Below are 16,119 nucleotides of genomic sequence, written 5' to 3'. Positions count from 1 at the left end.
CCCCCATCGCCATGGAAGACGGCTTGCGCTTCGCCATTCGCGAGGGCGGCCGCACCGTCGGCGCCGGCAAGATAACCGCTATTACGAAGTAGGTTGGAGGGTCAAGTTAGACATATACCGTATTCAAAGGAGCGGTTTTTGAAGAACCGCTCCTTCTTGGTTCATACATAGAGCGGTCGCCGTGAACTGTGCATTGTCAGCTTACGGCAAACCCGAGCCATTGACATTGGTCACGATAAACGATACACTACCATTTGTTTTTTCGCGGAGAATAAGCGTCAAACATCGATATTCAGGAGGAACTATGCGGGACTTAGTAATTCTCGCGTGTACGGAGTGCAAGCGCAGGAACTACACGACGGATAAGAACAAAAGAAAGATGCCCGATCGCATGGAGATGAAGAAGTTCTGCAAGTGGTGCGGCTCGCATACTTTACATAAAGAAACGCGCTAATTATACTTGTCATTGAAGCGACGGCTGTATTTGATTTTTATATATAGTCGCCCATAGGGCTGTAGCTCCAATCGGTTAGAGCACCGGTCTCCAAAACCGGGTGATGGGGGTTCGAATCCCTCCAGCCCTGCCGAGAAGAGGTAAGACCTTAAGGCATAACGACCAGACTGGTGTCACTGGTCGTATAGCGTATCTCTTAGGGCGCTCTTACGCTTTTGACGTAAGCATTTGCGATTTTGAGATTTTGATAAAGTATTAAGTTTCAACTACATATAGATTGAGAATAGGAAGGTATCTATGGCGGAGAAGAAGCCTGTAAAAGCCAAAGGCTCGGGTTCGGCAAAAAAGTTTTTCAAGGATGTCAGATTTGAACTCGGGAAAGTGATTTGGCCCGGAAGAGAAGAAATCGCCGCATCGACGGTGGTCGTGTTGTCGGCGATGGCTTTCTTCGCCGTCTTTGTCGGCTTGATCGACGTGGTCTTTGTAAATCTAATCAAACTTATATCGGCGTAGGGAGCAGGGTAGGAGCCCTAGATAATATGGCGAAGCAATGGTACGTAATTCATACGTATTCCGGGTATGAGAATAAAGTGAGGGCTAACCTCGAGAACAGGATCACCTCCATGGAAATGGAGGAGAAGATCTTCGAGGTGGTAATCCCGACCGAGGAGATTGTCGAGATAAAGAACGGCAAGAAGGTCATTACAGAGCGCAAGGTTTTCCCGGGCTATATCATGGTCCAGATGGACCTCAACGATGATTCTTGGTATGTCGTCAGAAACACCCCCGGAGTTACGGGTTTTGTAGGGTCGAGCGCGCGACCGACGCCGCTCTCCGAGCAAGAGGTCGGCAAGATATTGCAGAAACCGGCTTACGAGAAACCGAAGCCGAAAGTCGAGTTCGAAGAGGGAGAGACGGTCAAAGTCATAGCCGGCCCGCTGGCCGATTTTACAGGAACGATAGCAGAGGTAAACATCGACCAGAACAAGGTCAAGGTAATGGTCACTATCTTCGGGCGGGAGACTCCGGCCGAACTCACCTTCGACCAGGTGTCCAAGCTATAACGAAAGCGGCTTGCTATCGTCCGTGAGACACCGCCGTAGGGTAGTCGATACACAAGAGCGGGAATCCGGTTTCCTGCGCTTTTATTTGTATGAATCGGTTGTCCATGCATACACGAGTTTTGATGCATGTATGAATTAAGTTAAAGGAAAGGAAGTATCCAAGTGGCTAAGAAGATGCTCGCCAAGGTCAAACTGCAGATTCCCGCGGGTCAGGCCAATCCGGCTCCACCGGTAGGTCCGGCGCTAGGACAGCACGGCGTAAATATTATGGAGTTCTGCAAAGCGTTCAACGCGCAGACCGCGGACAAGCCCGGGCAGATAATCCCGGTCGAGATCACGGTCTTCGAAGACCGTTCGTTCACCTTTATAACGAAGACGCCGCCTGCGTCGTTTTTGATAAAGCAGGCCGCCGGTGTCGATAAGGGTTCCGCCGAGCCGCACAAGGTCAAGGTCGCCAAATTGTCCCAAGACCAGGTTCGCCAAATCGCGGAGACCAAGATGCAAGACCTTAACGCGAACGACGTGGACGCGGCGATGAAGATAATCGCGGGAACCGCCCGGAGCATGGGCATAGAAGTAGCCGGGTAGCCGGTCATTTCGCGAAATTAGAAAACGGGAATATGGGTCGAATCTCGATTTTCGGGTGACTTACTCAATAGGTTGATTGATTAGATAGTCGGATTGGGCGTGGGAGGCCGTAAAGGCCGTCATTACCACAAGGAGGAATTTAGATGAAGAGAAGCAAGAAGTACAACGCAGCAGTGGCCAAAATCGAGCAAGACCGGATTTACTCTCCGCTAGAGGCCGTCAGGTTGCTCCGGGAACTCGTCGACACCAAGTTCGACCAGACGGTCGAGACTCATATCAGGCTCGGCGTCGACCCGAGAAAAGCCGACCAGCAGGTGCGAGGCACCGTAGGGTTGCCGCACGGAACCGGTAGGACCGTTCGTGTCGCCGTCTTCGCCCAGGGCGAGAAGGCAAGAGAGGCCGAAGCCGCAGGCGCGGATGTCGTCGGCGCGCAAGACCTCGCCGAGAAGGTCGAAAAAGGCTGGTTCGAGTTTGATGTAGCGATTGCCACACCGGATATGATGTCGGCCGTCGGCAAGCTCGGTAAGCTTCTAGGTCCCCGAGGCTTGATGCCGAACCCGAAAGCCGGCACGGTCACCTTCGATGTCGCAAAAGCGGTTAAGGACGTCAAGGCCGGCAAGGTAGAGTACAGGGTCGACAAGTTCGGCATCGTCCACTCGGTAATCGGAAAAGCCTCGTTCGGGGTGGAACAGCTAATCGAAAACTATCAAGCATTGCTTGAGGAGATAGTAAGGGCCAAACCGGCCGCGGCGAAAGGGAAGTATATCAAGAGCATCACCTTTGCCGGTACTATGACGCCGGGCATCAAGGTCGATACGATGAAGACTCGCGACCTGATGGAAGAAGAAGTGACGACTGCGTAGTCGCGAGCGCCCATCGGACGGGTAAAGCGCAAAACATGGACCGAGCACTTGACGCGCGGCACCGTAATTTGCTATATATGAACAGTTGTAATCGAATAGTCGTACGCCTAAGACAGCGGGTGCCCCATGGCTTAATCGAATGCCCGCCGAGGTGAAGCGCAAGACTTTTAGTGCCTGTCAAGGCATTGGTATCTACGCCTTCCGCTGTCTTAAGCCGGAGGCTTTTTAATTTCTAAGAGATAGGAAAGGGGGTTTATATGGCACGACCTGAAAAAGAAGCCGTTGTGCGGGAGATAAAAGAGAAACTGCGGAGCGCGAAGTCCGTTATCCTCACCGATTACCGCGGCCTCGACTTCGAGCAGATATCGGAGTTGCGCAAGAGCTTGCGGCAGCAATCGGTGGAGTACAAGATCTACAAGAACACGCTCGCGAGAATCGCGGTGCGCGAACTCGAGCTTACCGAGCTTGAGCCGTTCCTTATCGGACCGACGGCGATGGCGCTCAGCTTCGACGACCCGGTAGCGCCGGCCAAGACGCTCGTCGATTTCGCCAAGAAGTCGAAGATTCTTGAGTTGAAAGGCGCGGTAGTCGAGGGCGCGGTAATCGGCCCGGATAGAGTTAAAGTCCTGGCTGAGTTACCGTCCAGAGATACGCTTATCGCCATGTTCATGGGCGGCCTGCAAAGTCCGCTTTACGCCTTGGCCGGCAGCCTCAATGCAATCACACGCGGCCTGGCGGTTGCGCTCGATCAAGTTGCGCAACAGAAAAGCGCGTAACCGTTCCGCGCCCGTTCGGCGCGGCCGTCGCCGGTGTTTCCCTTTGGAGGGGCGCTCGCGACAACCTTTGTTCTCGAGGAAGGCCGCGGATGCGGTCCTCCATGATCTGTAAACTAAGAGTATTGATTTTAGGAAGGTGACGTAAGAAATGGCAGACAAGAAAATTTCGAATGAAGATATGCTCGAAGCTATAAAGTCGATGACCGTACTTGAACTTAGCGACTTGGTCAAGGCTATCGAGGAGACCTTTGGTGTTACCGCCGCCGCGCCGGTAGCCGTAGCGGCAGCCCCCGGCGCCGTAGCGGCGGTAGAGGAAGAGCAGACCGCTTTCGATGTCATTCTCTCGAGCGCGGGCGACAAGAAGATTCAGGTCATCAAAGAAGTCAGGGCAATCACGGCTCTCGGCCTGAAAGAGGCGAAAGAGCTGGTCGACGGAGCGCCGAACGCAGTCAAAGAGGGCGTAACAAAAGAAGAAGCCGACAAGCTCAAAGCTCAGCTCGAGGAAGCCGGAGCGGTCGTCGAAATCAAGTAATTTCGGGCTTGAGATTTTAAACATATAGGTGTATTCTGATGTGGGTGAGAGAAAGCGAACTCTCACCCACTGACCATTTTTAGAGTCAGGCCTCAATTAATGTTGACACAGCATAGAAGTTTTGCTATGCTGTGGTTTTGCGTTTACATGTTCCCCATTATCATTTAAGGAGTGATCTTATCCCTTGCGAAATGTTCTAGGTTTGAGAAACAGGCGGAGTTTCGGCAAGACACCCGACATCCTTGAGCTGCCGAATCTTATTGCCGTGCAGGTGGATTCTTTCGATTGGTTTGCCAGGGAGGGGCTGGGTGAGGCATTTAAGGATATCTCTCCGATTCAGGATTTTACAGGTAACCTTTCAATCGAATTAGGTTCATACAGGTTTGGTGAACCGGAACATAGCGTCGAAGAGTGCAAAGAGAGGGATATGACGTACGCGGCGCGTCTAGACGTGACCGCCAGCTTAGTCAATAAACAAACCGGCGAGATAAAGGAAGAAGAAGTCTACATGGGAGACTTTCCCGTCATGACCAACCGGGGCACCTTTGTCATCAACGGGACCGAGCGCGTTGTCGTCAGCCAGCTCGTGCGCTCTCCGGGCGTCTACTATAACCGCGAGATGGATAAGGCATCCGACAAGGTCCTTAATTTTGGAAAAATAATCCCGAGCCGCGGCGCGTGGCTTGAGTTCGAGACCGACAAGCGCGACATCATAAGCGTTCGCGTCGACCGCAAGCGTCGCCAGCCCGCGACGATTCTTCTAAAAGCACTCGGCTTCGGGATGAACGATGAGATTCTAAAGCTTTTCAACAATGCCGATCCCATCAGGTTGACCCTGGAGAAGGACTTCACAGAGAGCCGCGAGGAAGCGCTCATCGAGATATACAAACGCTTGCGCCCGGGTGAGCCGCCGGCGGTCGAGAGCGCGCGCGCGCTCATCGAGAACCTCTTCTTCAACCAGCAGCGCTATGACCTAGCCAAGGTCGGCCGCTATAAATTAAACAAGAAGCTCGAGATGGCGACACCGATGGACACCTCGGTATTGACGCGCGAAGATATCTTGGCGACGCTCCAATATCTTGTGGCATTGATGGACCCGGAGATTTATGCGAACCGTTTCGCTTTTGTCGACGTCGACGATATCGACCATTTTGGAAACAGGCGCGTGCGCACCGTCGGCGAGCTGATTCAGAACCAGTTCAGGATCGGCCTCGCGAGGATGGAGCGCGTGGTCCGCGAGCGTATGACAACACTCGACATCGAGACGATGACACCGAGGACGCTGATAAACATCCGTCCTATCGTCGCGTCCATCAAAGAGTTCTTCGGGAGCAGCCAGCTCTCGCAGTTTATGGACCAGACGAACCCCCTTGCCGGACTGACGCACAAGCGCCGTTTGAGCGCGCTCGGCCCCGGCGGTTTGTCGCGTGAGCGCGCCGGTTTCGAGGTGCGGGATGTCCACACGTCGCACTACGGACGGATGTGCCCCATCGAGACACCCGAGGGTCCGAACATCGGCCTGATAGGCTCGATGGCTTCTTTTGCGAAAGTAAACCCTTACGGTTTTATAGAGACCCCGTATCGCAAAGTCGAAGAGGGCAAAGTAACCGATAAGATAGATTACCTAACGGCGGATGACGAGGATAAGTATGTCATCGCCCAGGCCAACGCGGAACTCGATCCGAAAACGAACGAGTTCTTGCAGGAAAAAGTCTTGGTCCGCGCCCGCGAAGCGGTAGGCACGGTGACCCCGGACAAAATCGACTACATGGACGTGTCGCCGAAGCAGACGGTCTCCGTCGCTACGGCGCTTATCCCGTTTCTTGAGCACGACGATGCTAACCGGGCACTCATGGGCTCGAACATGCAGCGCCAAGCGGTTCCGCTTCTGCTAACGGAAGCCCCGCTCGTCGGAACCGGCGTCGAGCATCGCGCGGTAAAAGATACGGGTGAGGTCATCGTCGCCGACTCCGATGGCGTGATCACCTATGTCTCGGCCGACGAGATACGAGTCACGCGCAAAGAAGGCGGCATCAAGACATACAAGTTGGCGAAGTTTCGCCGGTCGAACCAGGGCACTTGCATCAACCAGAAACCCATCGTCGAAGATGGGCAAAGGGTCAAAAAAGGCCAAGTGCTCGCGGATGGCCCCTCTACCGACATGGGCGAACTAGCGCTTGGCAGAAACCTTCTCGTCGCTTTTATGCCATGGGAAGGATACAACTACGAAGACGCGATTATCTTGAGTGAGCGTGTCGTCAAAGAGGAGATGCTCACCTCGATACATATAGAAGAGCACGAAGTCGACGCGCGCGACACGAAGCTCGGACCCGAAGAGATCACCCGCGATATCCCCAATGTCGGTGAGGAAATACTCAAAGACCTCGACGACCGCGGGATTATCCGTGTCGGCGCCGAGGTAAACCCGGGTGACGTGTTGGTCGGCAAGGTGACACCGAAAGGCGAGACCGAGCTTACCGCGGAAGAGCGGCTTCTGCGGGCGATCTTCGGCGAGAAAGCGCGCGAGGTGCGCGATACGTCGCTTAAAGTTCCACACGGCGAGAGCGGCACCGTCATCGACGTAAAAGTCTTTATGCGCGATGCCGGCGACGAACTCGCACCCGGCGTCAACCAGCTGGTACGCGTCTACGTGGCGCAGAAGAGAAAGATATCGGAGGGGGATAAGCTCGCGGGTCGTCACGGCAACAAGGGCGTTATTTCGAAGATATTACCCGAAGAAGACATGCCGTTTTTGGAGGACGGCACACCGATAGATATTATCTTGAACCCGTTGGGCGTGCCCTCACGTATGAATATTGGCCAGGTCTTGGAGACGCATCTCGGTTGGGCGGCCAAACACGGCTGGTCCACCGCCGGCAAGAAAGCCAAAGAGACCCGGTTTATCGCGACGCCGGTATTCGACGGCGCGTCGGAGGCCGAGGTCCGCGAGGCCCTGATAGAGGCCGGGCTTCCGGGAACCGGTAAAACAAACCTATTCGACGGCAGGACGGGGGAGATGTACAGGGAGCCGATTACCGTCGGCTACATCTACATCTTAAAACTGCTCCACTTGGTCGACGATAAGATACACGCAAGGTCTACGGGCCCGTACTCGCTCGTCACGCAGCAGCCGCTCGGCGGCAAGGCTCAGTTCGGCGGTCAGAGGTTCGGCGAGATGGAGGTATGGGCGCTCGAAGCTTACGGGGCCGCGTACACGCTCCAAGAACTCTTGACCGTCAAATCTGACGACGTTGTAGGCCGCGTAAAAGCGTATGAGGCGATTGTCAAAGGTGAGAACATACCGGAGTCGGGCATACCCGAATCGTTCAAGGTTCTCATAAAAGAGATGCAGAGCCTCTGCCTTAATGTCGAGGTCCTCTCCGAACTCGGCGAGGAAATTCAGCTGAAGGAGGCCGAGGACGATATCTTCAAGACCGCCGAGGAACTCGGTATCGACCTGCGCGGAGAGACGACAAGGTCGGCGCGGGAGACCGGGGAATTTGCCGAGGAGCCGGACGAAGGAACCGACGACGACAAGGTCGAGATTTCGGAAGAGGAGATAGTGCACGAAGTAGGGGAAGAGGCGGAAGAGGAGTCCGCGGACGAATTTTCAGACGACGCTTCAGATGACTTGCCAGAAGTATTCGAAGAATAAACCGGTGATTAAAGGTATTTGTGAAGCGCCTTTAATCAGATTTCGTAGGGGGTTGACTCTTTGCTAGACATAAACAATTTTGACGCCTTGAAGATTGGACTCACATCGCCGGAGCAGGTCCGGGCTTGGTCTAATGGTGAGGTAAAGAAGCCGGAGACCATAAATTACCGCACACTCAAACCGGAAAAAGACGGTCTTTTCTGTGAGAAGATATTCGGGCCGACCAAGGACTGGGAGTGCTACTGCGGTAAGTACAAGCGAGTCAGGTTTAAGGGCATTATCTGCGAGCGATGCGGCGTCGAGGTCACGCGCTCCAAGGTGCGGCGTGAGCGCATGGGTCACATCGAGCTGGCCGCGCCCGTCTCTCATATCTGGTACTTCAAGGGCGTCCCGTCACGGATGGGATACCTTCTCGACATCTCGCCTAAAGACTTGGAGAAGGTCTTGTATTTCGCGTCGTATATCATCATCGACGTCAAAGAGGAAGAGCGCGAGAAAGAGATAGCCGCGCTCAAGGCGGAACTCGAAGAAGAGATAGCCGAAATAAACAAAGAGACCGAAGAGCGGCTCGAAGAGATCGAGGCCGATAGGGACCGGAAGATCAAAATAGCGCTCGGCGAGATTGAGCCCGCGGAGGGCGAAGAGGTCGAAGTCGCGAGCGGGTCATCGAAGACCGCGATAAAGAAGATAGACGCTGAAGCTAAAAAGCTCACCAAAGAGGTGAGTATCGACGGGAGCAAACGGGTCGAATGGCTCAACCGTGTGTACGCGGCATTCGAGTCGCTCGCTCCGCAGCAGCTCATACCCGATGAGCAACTCTACCGCGAACTCAAAGTCCGCTACGGCGACTTCTTCAGCGGCGGCATGGGAGCCGAATCGATAAAGGAACTCCTGGCGGCTATAGAGCTTCCCGATGAGACGATGGAGCTTCGCGAGACGATAAAGACCGCTACCGGTCAGAAGAAGAGTCGTGCGGTCAAGCGGTTAAAGGTCGCATCGGCGTTCAGGCGCTCAGGTAATAAACCGGAGTGGATGATACTCGAGGCCATACCGGTCATCCCGCCGGATTTGAGGCCGATGGTCCAGCTCGACGGCGGTCGTTTCGCGACCTCGGACTTGAACGACCTCTACCGTAGGGTCATAAACCGGAACAATCGCCTGAAGAGGCTTCTCGACCTCGGCGCACCCGAGATCATCGTAAACAACGAAAAGAGGATGCTCCAGGAAGCGGTCGACGCGCTCTTTGATAACGGGCGCCGCGGCAGGCCGGTCACCGGGCCGGGAAACCGTCCGCTAAAGTCCTTAAGCGATATGCTTAAGGGCAAGCAAGGTCGTTTCCGCCAGAATCTCCTCGGTAAGAGGGTCGATTATTCGGGACGTTCGGTCATTGTCATCGGCCCGGAATTAAAATTGCACCAGTGCGGGTTGCCTAAAGTAATGGCGCTCGAACTCTTCAAGCCGTTTGTTATGAAGAGGCTCGTCGACGAGGGGCACGCACAGAACATAAAGAGCGCGAAGCGGATGGTGGAGAGGGCAAAAGCCCTGGTTTGGGATGTGCTCGAAGAGGTCATTAGGGAGCACCCGGTAATGCTTAACCGGGCACCTACCCTTCACCGCCTGGGAATTCAGGCGTTCGAGCCGATTCTTGTCGAGGGCAAGGCCATCCAGATTCACCCCTTGGTCTGCGCGGCTTTCAACGCCGACTTTGACGGCGACCAGATGGCGGTTCACCTGCCCCTGTCGTCAGAGGCACAGGCCGAAGCGAGAATTCTCATGCTTTCGGCTAATAACTTGCTGTCGCCGGCGAACGGGCGCCCGCTGGTCACTCCGACGCAGGACATGGTCCTCGGCGTCTATTATTTGACGGCGCACCGTGAAGGAAGGCTGGGCGCGGGGAAAATCTTAGGCAGCGCGGAAGAGGCGATATTGGCATACGAAGCCGGCGAGGTCGACCTCCAGTCGATGATCGAGCTGCGCGCGAAGAGCGCGAAGAACGCGAAGAACGCGAAGAACGAGCGGAGCAGGCTTGAGACTACAGTCGGGCGCATAATCTTCAACCGGGCGCTACCGGACGACTTCGAGTATATCAACTACGAAGTCGGGAAGAAGGAGATGGCAAGGATAGTCGAGAGATTAGCCGCGGAGCGCGCGGCGGGCGAAGTCCCCGATATCCTCGACAAAATCAAGGAACTCGGTTTCTATTATGCCACCCGCGCGGGTATCACTATCGCCATCGGCGACGTCCAGATACCGGAGAACAAATGGGAGATTCTCAACGAGCCGGAAGAGGCTGTCGATAGGATAGAGAAACAATTCAAGCGCGGGTTGATCACCAAAGAGGAGCGACAGCAGCGAGTCGTCGAGGTTTGGACGAAAGCCACCGAAGACGTATCGGAAGCTATGGAGAAGAACTTCGATAAGTTCAACCCGATTTATATGATGGCCAACTCGGGCGCGAGGGGCAACCTCAAGCAGCTCAGGCAGTTGGCCGGTATGCGAGGACTCGTCGCCAACCCGAAGGGCGATATTATCGACCGCCCGATCAAAGCGAACTTCCGCGAAGGCCTCTCCGTTTTGGAGTACTTTATCTCTACGCACGGAGCGCGAAAAGGCCTGGCCGACACGGCGCTCAGAACTGCCGACTCGGGCTACCTAACCAGGCGTTTGGTAGACGTATCACAGGATGTTATCATCCGTGAGTTCGACTGCGGAACTGAGACCGGGATACCGGTAAGCGTGCTCGATTTCGAAGGCGAGCCGAACAAGAACGCTCTCATCGGCAGGGTGACTCTGGAGACAGCCGTCAATCCGAAGACCAAAGAGGTCGTGTTGGCTCGGGGCTCCGAGGTATCCGACCGGGATATCGCGCGTCTGGTAGAGACCGGCGTCAGCCAAATCACGGCTCGTTCGGTACTGACTTGCGAGGCCGAGTACGGCGTCTGCCGCCAGTGTTACGGTTGGAGCCTGGCGAACGGACGCATGGTCGATATCGGCGAAGCGGTCGGCATCATCGCCGCGCAGTCCATCGGCGAGCCGGGTACCCAGCTGACGATGCGTACCTTCCACACGGGCGGTGTCGCCGGCGAGGACATAACGCACGGCCTCCCGCGTATCGTCGAGTTGTTCGAGGCGCGCAAGCCCAAGGGCGAGGCGCAAATCGCCGAAGTCACCGGAATCGTCGAGATAAAAGAGACGGACAAGCTTAGAAAAATAATCATACACGCCGGAGAAGGCAAAGAGCGCGCGTATCAGGTATCGAGGCGCACGCGGTTGAAAATAGCCAACGGGGACAAGGTCCAGGCGGGCGACCAGCTTACCGAAGGGTCGCTCAACCCGCATGATATTCTGCGGGTCAGAGGAAAGCAAGCAGTCGAGATTTACCTCGTAAAAGAGGTTCAAGAGGTCTATACGAGCCAGGGTGTCGACATCAACGACAAGCACGTCGAGTTGATCGCCAGACAGATGATGCGAAAAGTGACCATAAGTGAGCCGGGCGATACCGACATGCTCCCCGGCCAGCTTGTAGACAGGAAGCACTTCGAAGAAGAGAATGCCCGCATGGTAGCCGAGGGCGGCGACCCCGCTACCGCGCGACAGACTCTGCTCGGTATCACAAAAGCGTCGCTTGCGACCGACAGCTTCCTTTCGGCGGCATCGTTCCAGGAGACGACGAGGGTGCTCACGGACGCGGCGATTGCCGGAAAGAGCGACCCGTTGCTCGGATTGAAGGAGAATGTTATCATTGGTAAGCTTATCCCGGCGGCGACGGGTATGAGCAGATACCGTTCGATTATTATAAAGACTCTCGGCGATGACGATGAACCTTACGTGGAGGCCGGGGAGACCTATGGTTTCGGCGAGGACGGCGGAATATTCCTGGGTGACGACGCCGAAAGCCTGATAGAAGCGACGGCTTCGCTCTCTAGAGCAGTCGTCTCTGACGGAGCGGCGAAAGCCCCGGAGTATGAGCCCGAGTCTTTTGTGACCGCGGATGTTGACATCGATGAAGAAGACTGATATATTTATCTGCTGTGACACATTATCTTCAAGATAATTTGATTTTATTCACATCCGCACGGCCTTAAAGGCCGTGCGGCCTGTTGAAAAAGAATCTTTGACGGACGCCGTAATACGGTCCCGTACCGTCTTGACCATGTAGTTAACGATGTAAGATTTTAAGAAGGAGTGAAACCGTTGCCGACAATTAGCCAACTTGTCAAGAATGGCAGAACAGCGAAGCCCGCAAAGACGGCAACGCCGGCGCTGCAAGGCGCGCCGCAGAGAAGGGGTGTTTGCACCCGCGTCTATACCACAACGCCGAAAAAGCCCAACTCGGCGCTGCGAAAAGTCGCGAGGGTGCGCTTGACCAACGGTATGGAGGTCACCGCCTACATTCCGGGAATCGGTCATAATCTTCAGGAGCACTCGATTGTGCTCGTTCGCGGCGGTCGTGTCAAAGACCTACCTGGTGTTAGATATAAGGTCATCAGGGCGGCGCTCGACGCATCCGGTGTGTCCGATCGTAAGCAAGCCCGTTCAAAATACGGCGCTAAAGCACCGAAGTAGGCGAACCGAAAGCAAAATACCGCCGGTCGAATGGTGGAAAGAACGATTGTCGACGTCACGGGTTGGCGGATATTGCCGGTGGGCTGCGACCAAGAGCGGAAGTGCGTAGCCGGTGAAAGAACGGCTGCTGTGATGTAAGAAATTATTGGAGGAAGAGATGCCAAGGAAAGGACCAGCGACAAAGAGGGAGATAGTTCCCGATCCTGTCTATAACAATAAGCTTGTCGCTCAGCTCACGAACTCGATTTTAAAGAAGGGCAAGAAGGGCGTGGCCGAGCAAATCGTCTATGAGAGCTTCGATATTATCCGCGACAAGACGGGTACGGAGCCGCTAACGGTTTACCGCAAGGCGATGGATAACATAAGGCCCGTTCTTGAGGTACGCCCGCGCAGGGTCGGCGGCGCAACCTACCAGGTTCCGGTCGAGGTGCCCGGAGCGAGGGCGACGACGCTCGCATTGCGCTGGTTGACTTCGTTTTCTCGCTCTCGCAAAGAGAAGAGAATGGCGGAGAGGCTCGCCGGAGAGATCATGGATGCCGCAAACAGCACCGGCGCATCGATGAAGAAGAAGGAAGACATCCACAAGATGGCTGAATCGAACCGCGCGTTCGCGCACTACCGCTGGTAATACTCGCAACGCGAGCGCGAAGACCGGGTCTTAAGCCGGGTCTTCAGCGCGGGGATGCAAAGGAGTAAGCGCAAAGAGTTAGTTTTGTTCCGGCTGCCGGGGCTTCGGCTCACTGAGATTGTGGCGGCGGACAATAGGAAGGGTTTAGTAGTTTATGACAACGAGATTTCCACTAGATAAAATACGAAATATAGGAATTATGGCTCACATCGACGCCGGCAAGACGACGACGACCGAGCGCATCCTGTATTATGCCGGGCGCACGCATAAGCTCGGCGAGGTTCATGAGGGAACCGCCATCATGGATTGGATGGTCCAGGAGCAGGAGCGCGGCATTACCATCACGTCGGCCGCGACGACATGTCACTGGGACGACCATCGAATAAATATTATAGATACGCCAGGGCACGTGGACTTCACCGTAGAGGTCGAACGCTCGCTAAGAGTACTAGACGGCGCGGTGGCGGTCTTTTGCGCCGTAGGCGGCGTTGAGCCGCAGTCGGAGACGGTTTGGCGTCAAGCCGATAAGTACCGTGTCCCGCGGTTGGCGTTTATCAACAAGATGGATCGAACCGGCGCGGATTTTTATAACGCAATGGCGATGATGAAGAAACGTCTCGGCGCGAATCCTGTCGCGATACAGCTGCCGATAGGCGCCGAAGAAGATTATACCGGAATCATAGACCTCGTCGGCATGAAGGCGATTATCTACACCGACGACCTCGGCACGACCTTCGAGCAGACCGAGATCCCAGCGGAGATAGCGGACAAAGCCGAAGAGTACCGGACGCTCCTTATCGAGGCCGCCGCCGAGCAGGACGAAGCATTGCTTGAGAAGTATCTCGAGGGCGAAGAACTTTCGTCGGAAGAGATAATCGAGGCAATCAGAAAAGCGACGCTTGAGGTTGCGCTCACCCCGGTATTGTGCGGGTCTTCGTTTAAGAACAAGGGTGTCCAGCCGCTCCTGGATGCGGTCAACATGTATCTGCCGTCGCCGCTCGACGTCCCGCCGGTCTCCGGCGTTAAGCCGGGAACGGAAGAGGTCGTAACGCGCACCGCGTCAGACGACGAGCCGTTTGCGGCGCTGGCGTTTAAGATCATGGTCGACCCGTATGTCGGGAAGCTCACCTTTTTCAGGGTATATTCGGGCGTGTTGAAAGCGGGCGAGTCCGTTCTTAACACCTCGAGCGGCCAGAAAGAGAGAATCGGTCGAATCCTGCAGATGCACGCGAACCACCGCGAAGAGCGTAGTGACGTTCGCACGGGCGATATCGTAGCGGCGGTCGGTCTCAAGAAGGTCACCACCGGTGACACCTTGTGTGACGCGGCCAAGCCGATTCAGCTAGAGTCGATGGTCTTTCCAGAGCCGGTCATTTCGGTCGCTATCGAGCCGAAGACCAAGGCCGACCAGGAGAAACTTTCCACAGCGCTTCAAAAGCTCGCGGAAGAGGACCCGACTTTCAAAGTCGAGACCGATGAGGAAACCGGCCAGACCATCATATCCGGCATGGGCGAGCTTCATCTCGAGATAATCGTCGACAGGCTGATGCGCGAGTTTAAGGTGCAGGCGAATGTCGGCCGTCCGCAGGTATCGTACCGCGAGACCATAAAGATGCCGGCAAAGAATATTCACGGGCGCTATGTCCGCCAGACCGGCGGTCGCGGCCAGTACGGCCACGTCGTCATCGACATCGAGCCGGTCCCGGAAATCGGGTACGAGTTCGTCGACGCGGTCGTCGGCGGCAAGGTGCCGAGAGAGTATATTCCCGCGGTCGACAAGGGTATCCAAGAGGCCTTGACATCGGGCATTCTCGCGGGCTACCCGGTGGTCGACGTCAAGATAACGCTCCATGACGGTTCGTATCACACCGTCGACTCTTCCGAGATGGCGTTTAAGGTAGCCGGCTCGATGGCCGTCAAGGACGCGATAAAGAAGGCGACACCGGTGCTGCTCGAGCCTATCATGGCGGTCGAGGTGGTAGTGCCCGAAGAGTATATGGGCGATGTCATCGGGGATTTGAGTTCACGTCGCGGGCACATCTTAGGGATGGAGGCGCGCGCGAGCGCACAGGTCGTAAAATCCGACGTGCCGTTGGCGGAGATGTTCGGTTACGCGACCGACTTGAGGTCGAAGACGCAAGGCCGCGCGACGTATACTATGCAGTTTAAGAAATACCAGGAACTTCCGCAAAGCATCTCAGAGGAGATTGTAAGCAAGGTTCGCGGCGAATGGTCGCTGGCCGCGGGGAGCTAAACGAGAGTCCGGGTATCGGGCGCCGGCGGAGACGCGGCGGGAAGAACCGATTCAGGACTTGACCATAGAATGCAAGGGCAAGATTGCCGGAGAAGAAATAGGCTGGAGTACATTTCACAGGGAGGAAAACTATATGGCCAAAGCTAAGTTCGAAAGAACCAAACCACACATGAATATCGGGACCATCGGTCACGTCGACCACGGCAAGACGACGCTAACCGCCGCCATTACCAAAGTACTGGCGGAGAAGGGGCAAGCGACATTTCGTTCCTTCGACTCGATCGACAACGCGCCGGAAGAGCGCGAGCGCGGCATCACCATCGCCATCGCCCACGTGGAGTACGAGACGGCCAACCGCCACTACGCCCACGTAGACTGCCCCGGCCACGCCGACTACGTAAAGAACATGATCACCGGCGCGGCCCAGATGGACGGCGCCATCCTCGTGGTCTCGGCCGCCGACGGGCCGATGCCCCAAACCCGCGAGCACATCCTTCTCGCGCGGCAAGTCGGCGTCCCCTACATAGTCGTCTTTTTGAACAAAGTCGACATGGTGGACGACCCCGAACTCCTGGAACTCGTCGAGATGGAAGTGCGCGACCTCCTAAACGAGTACGAGTTCCCGGGCGACGACATCCCGATAGTGCCGGGCTCCGCGCTAAAAGCGCTCGAGGGCGACGAGGCGGAAGCGGAAAACATCATCAAACTAATGGAAGCGGTAGACTCCTACATGCCGACC

Annotated in this window: 14 protein-coding genes, 1 tRNA gene and 1 other annotated feature; all 15 genes read left to right on the top strand. The window is 55.7% G+C overall.

Translation table 11 applies throughout. The features are described from left to right. Nucleotides 1-92, top strand: a 92-nt coding sequence (locus KGZ93_10990; GenBank protein MBS3910125.1) for a hypothetical protein, incomplete at its 5' end; no start/stop codon positions are given. Between the two features lie 212 nt (nt 93-304). After that, nucleotides 305-454, top strand: a complete 150-nt coding sequence (gene rpmG, locus KGZ93_10985) for a 50S ribosomal protein L33 (protein ID MBS3910124.1) — start codon at nt 305-307, stop codon at nt 452-454. 55 nt (nt 455-509) lie between these two features. Further along, nucleotides 510-584: transfer RNA gene (locus tag KGZ93_10980), tRNA-Trp, on the top strand. A gap of 167 nt (nt 585-751) precedes the next feature. Beyond that, a complete protein-coding gene (gene secE / locus KGZ93_10975; protein MBS3910123.1) occupies nt 752-967 on the top strand; it encodes a preprotein translocase subunit SecE in 216 nt (71 codons plus the stop codon). Between the two features lie 26 nt (nt 968-993). Then, entirely contained in the window at nt 994-1,518 is a 525-nt protein-coding gene (nusG, locus tag KGZ93_10970) for a transcription termination/antitermination protein NusG (GenBank protein ID MBS3910122.1), read from the top strand. Between the two features lie 162 nt (nt 1,519-1,680). After that, nucleotides 1,681-2,106, top strand: coding sequence for a 50S ribosomal protein L11 (rplK, locus tag KGZ93_10965; GenBank protein ID MBS3910121.1), 426 nt, complete (start codon nt 1,681-1,683; stop codon nt 2,104-2,106). A gap of 143 nt (nt 2,107-2,249) precedes the next feature. Next, on the top strand, nt 2,250-2,969 hold the full coding sequence (gene rplA, locus KGZ93_10960) for a 50S ribosomal protein L1 (GenBank protein MBS3910120.1): 720 nt from the start codon (nt 2,250-2,252) through the stop codon (nt 2,967-2,969). 88 nt (nt 2,970-3,057) lie between these two features. Next, nucleotides 3,058-3,206, top strand: a sequence feature (ribosomal protein L10 leader region). 20 nt (nt 3,207-3,226) lie between these two features. Further along, nucleotides 3,227-3,745 (top strand): 50S ribosomal protein L10, encoded by a 519-nt coding sequence (locus KGZ93_10955; GenBank protein MBS3910119.1) that lies wholly within the window; start codon nt 3,227-3,229, stop codon nt 3,743-3,745. Between the two features lie 163 nt (nt 3,746-3,908). Beyond that, nucleotides 3,909-4,277: a 50S ribosomal protein L7/L12 gene (gene rplL / locus KGZ93_10950; protein MBS3910118.1), complete on the top strand. Its 369-nt coding sequence runs from the start codon at nt 3,909-3,911 to the stop codon at nt 4,275-4,277. Between the two features lie 184 nt (nt 4,278-4,461). Further along, complete coding sequence (gene rpoB, locus KGZ93_10945; protein MBS3910117.1) at nt 4,462-7,932, top strand: DNA-directed RNA polymerase subunit beta; 3,471 nt, start codon at nt 4,462-4,464, stop codon at nt 7,930-7,932. Nucleotides 7,933-7,992: 60 nt separating this feature from the next. Continuing rightward, the gene (locus KGZ93_10940) at nt 7,993-11,949 is read left to right on the top strand and encodes a DNA-directed RNA polymerase subunit beta' (GenBank protein ID MBS3910116.1); all 3,957 of its coding nucleotides are present in this window, start codon (nt 7,993-7,995) and stop codon (nt 11,947-11,949) included. 177 nt (nt 11,950-12,126) lie between these two features. Continuing rightward, nucleotides 12,127-12,498 carry a 30S ribosomal protein S12 gene (rpsL, locus tag KGZ93_10935; GenBank protein ID MBS3910115.1) on the top strand — a complete coding sequence of 124 codons (372 nt, stop codon included), beginning with the start codon at nt 12,127-12,129 and terminating at the stop codon, nt 12,496-12,498. Nucleotides 12,499-12,655: 157 nt separating this feature from the next. Further along, entirely contained in the window at nt 12,656-13,126 is a 471-nt protein-coding gene (rpsG, locus tag KGZ93_10930; GenBank protein MBS3910114.1) for a 30S ribosomal protein S7, read from the top strand. A 154-nt stretch (nt 13,127-13,280) separates the two neighbouring features. Continuing rightward, nucleotides 13,281-15,380, top strand: a complete 2,100-nt coding sequence (fusA, locus tag KGZ93_10925) for an elongation factor G (GenBank protein ID MBS3910113.1) — start codon at nt 13,281-13,283, stop codon at nt 15,378-15,380. Between the two features lie 133 nt (nt 15,381-15,513). Beyond that, nucleotides 15,514-16,119, top strand: a 606-nt coding sequence (locus tag KGZ93_10920) for a GTP-binding protein (GenBank protein MBS3910112.1), incomplete at its 3' end; no start/stop codon positions are given.

It is taken from the genome of Actinomycetota bacterium (genome assembly GCA_018333515.1).
In the GTDB taxonomy this organism is placed as follows: Bacteria; Actinomycetota; Aquicultoria; order Aquicultorales; family Aquicultoraceae; genus Aquicultor.
Note: the sequence above shows the minus strand (reverse complement) of the source record. Positions and strands in the feature narration are given on the sequence as shown.

Excerpts from the sequence above, each read along its gene's own strand:
- fusA (MBS3910113.1), top strand. The coding sequence starts at position 13,281 with ATGACAACGAGATTTCCACTAGATAAAATACGAAATATAGGAATTATG.
- rpmG (MBS3910124.1), top strand. The coding sequence starts at position 305 with ATGCGGGACTTAGTAATTCTCGCGTGTACGGAGTGCAAGCGCAGGAAC.
- rplA (MBS3910120.1), top strand. The coding sequence starts at position 2,250 with ATGAAGAGAAGCAAGAAGTACAACGCAGCAGTGGCCAAAATCGAGCAA.
- rpsG (MBS3910114.1), top strand. The coding sequence starts at position 12,656 with ATGCCAAGGAAAGGACCAGCGACAAAGAGGGAGATAGTTCCCGATCCT.
- KGZ93_10955 (MBS3910119.1), top strand. The coding sequence starts at position 3,227 with ATGGCACGACCTGAAAAAGAAGCCGTTGTGCGGGAGATAAAAGAGAAA.
- secE (MBS3910123.1), top strand. The coding sequence starts at position 752 with ATGGCGGAGAAGAAGCCTGTAAAAGCCAAAGGCTCGGGTTCGGCAAAA.
- nusG (MBS3910122.1), top strand. The coding sequence starts at position 994 with ATGGCGAAGCAATGGTACGTAATTCATACGTATTCCGGGTATGAGAAT.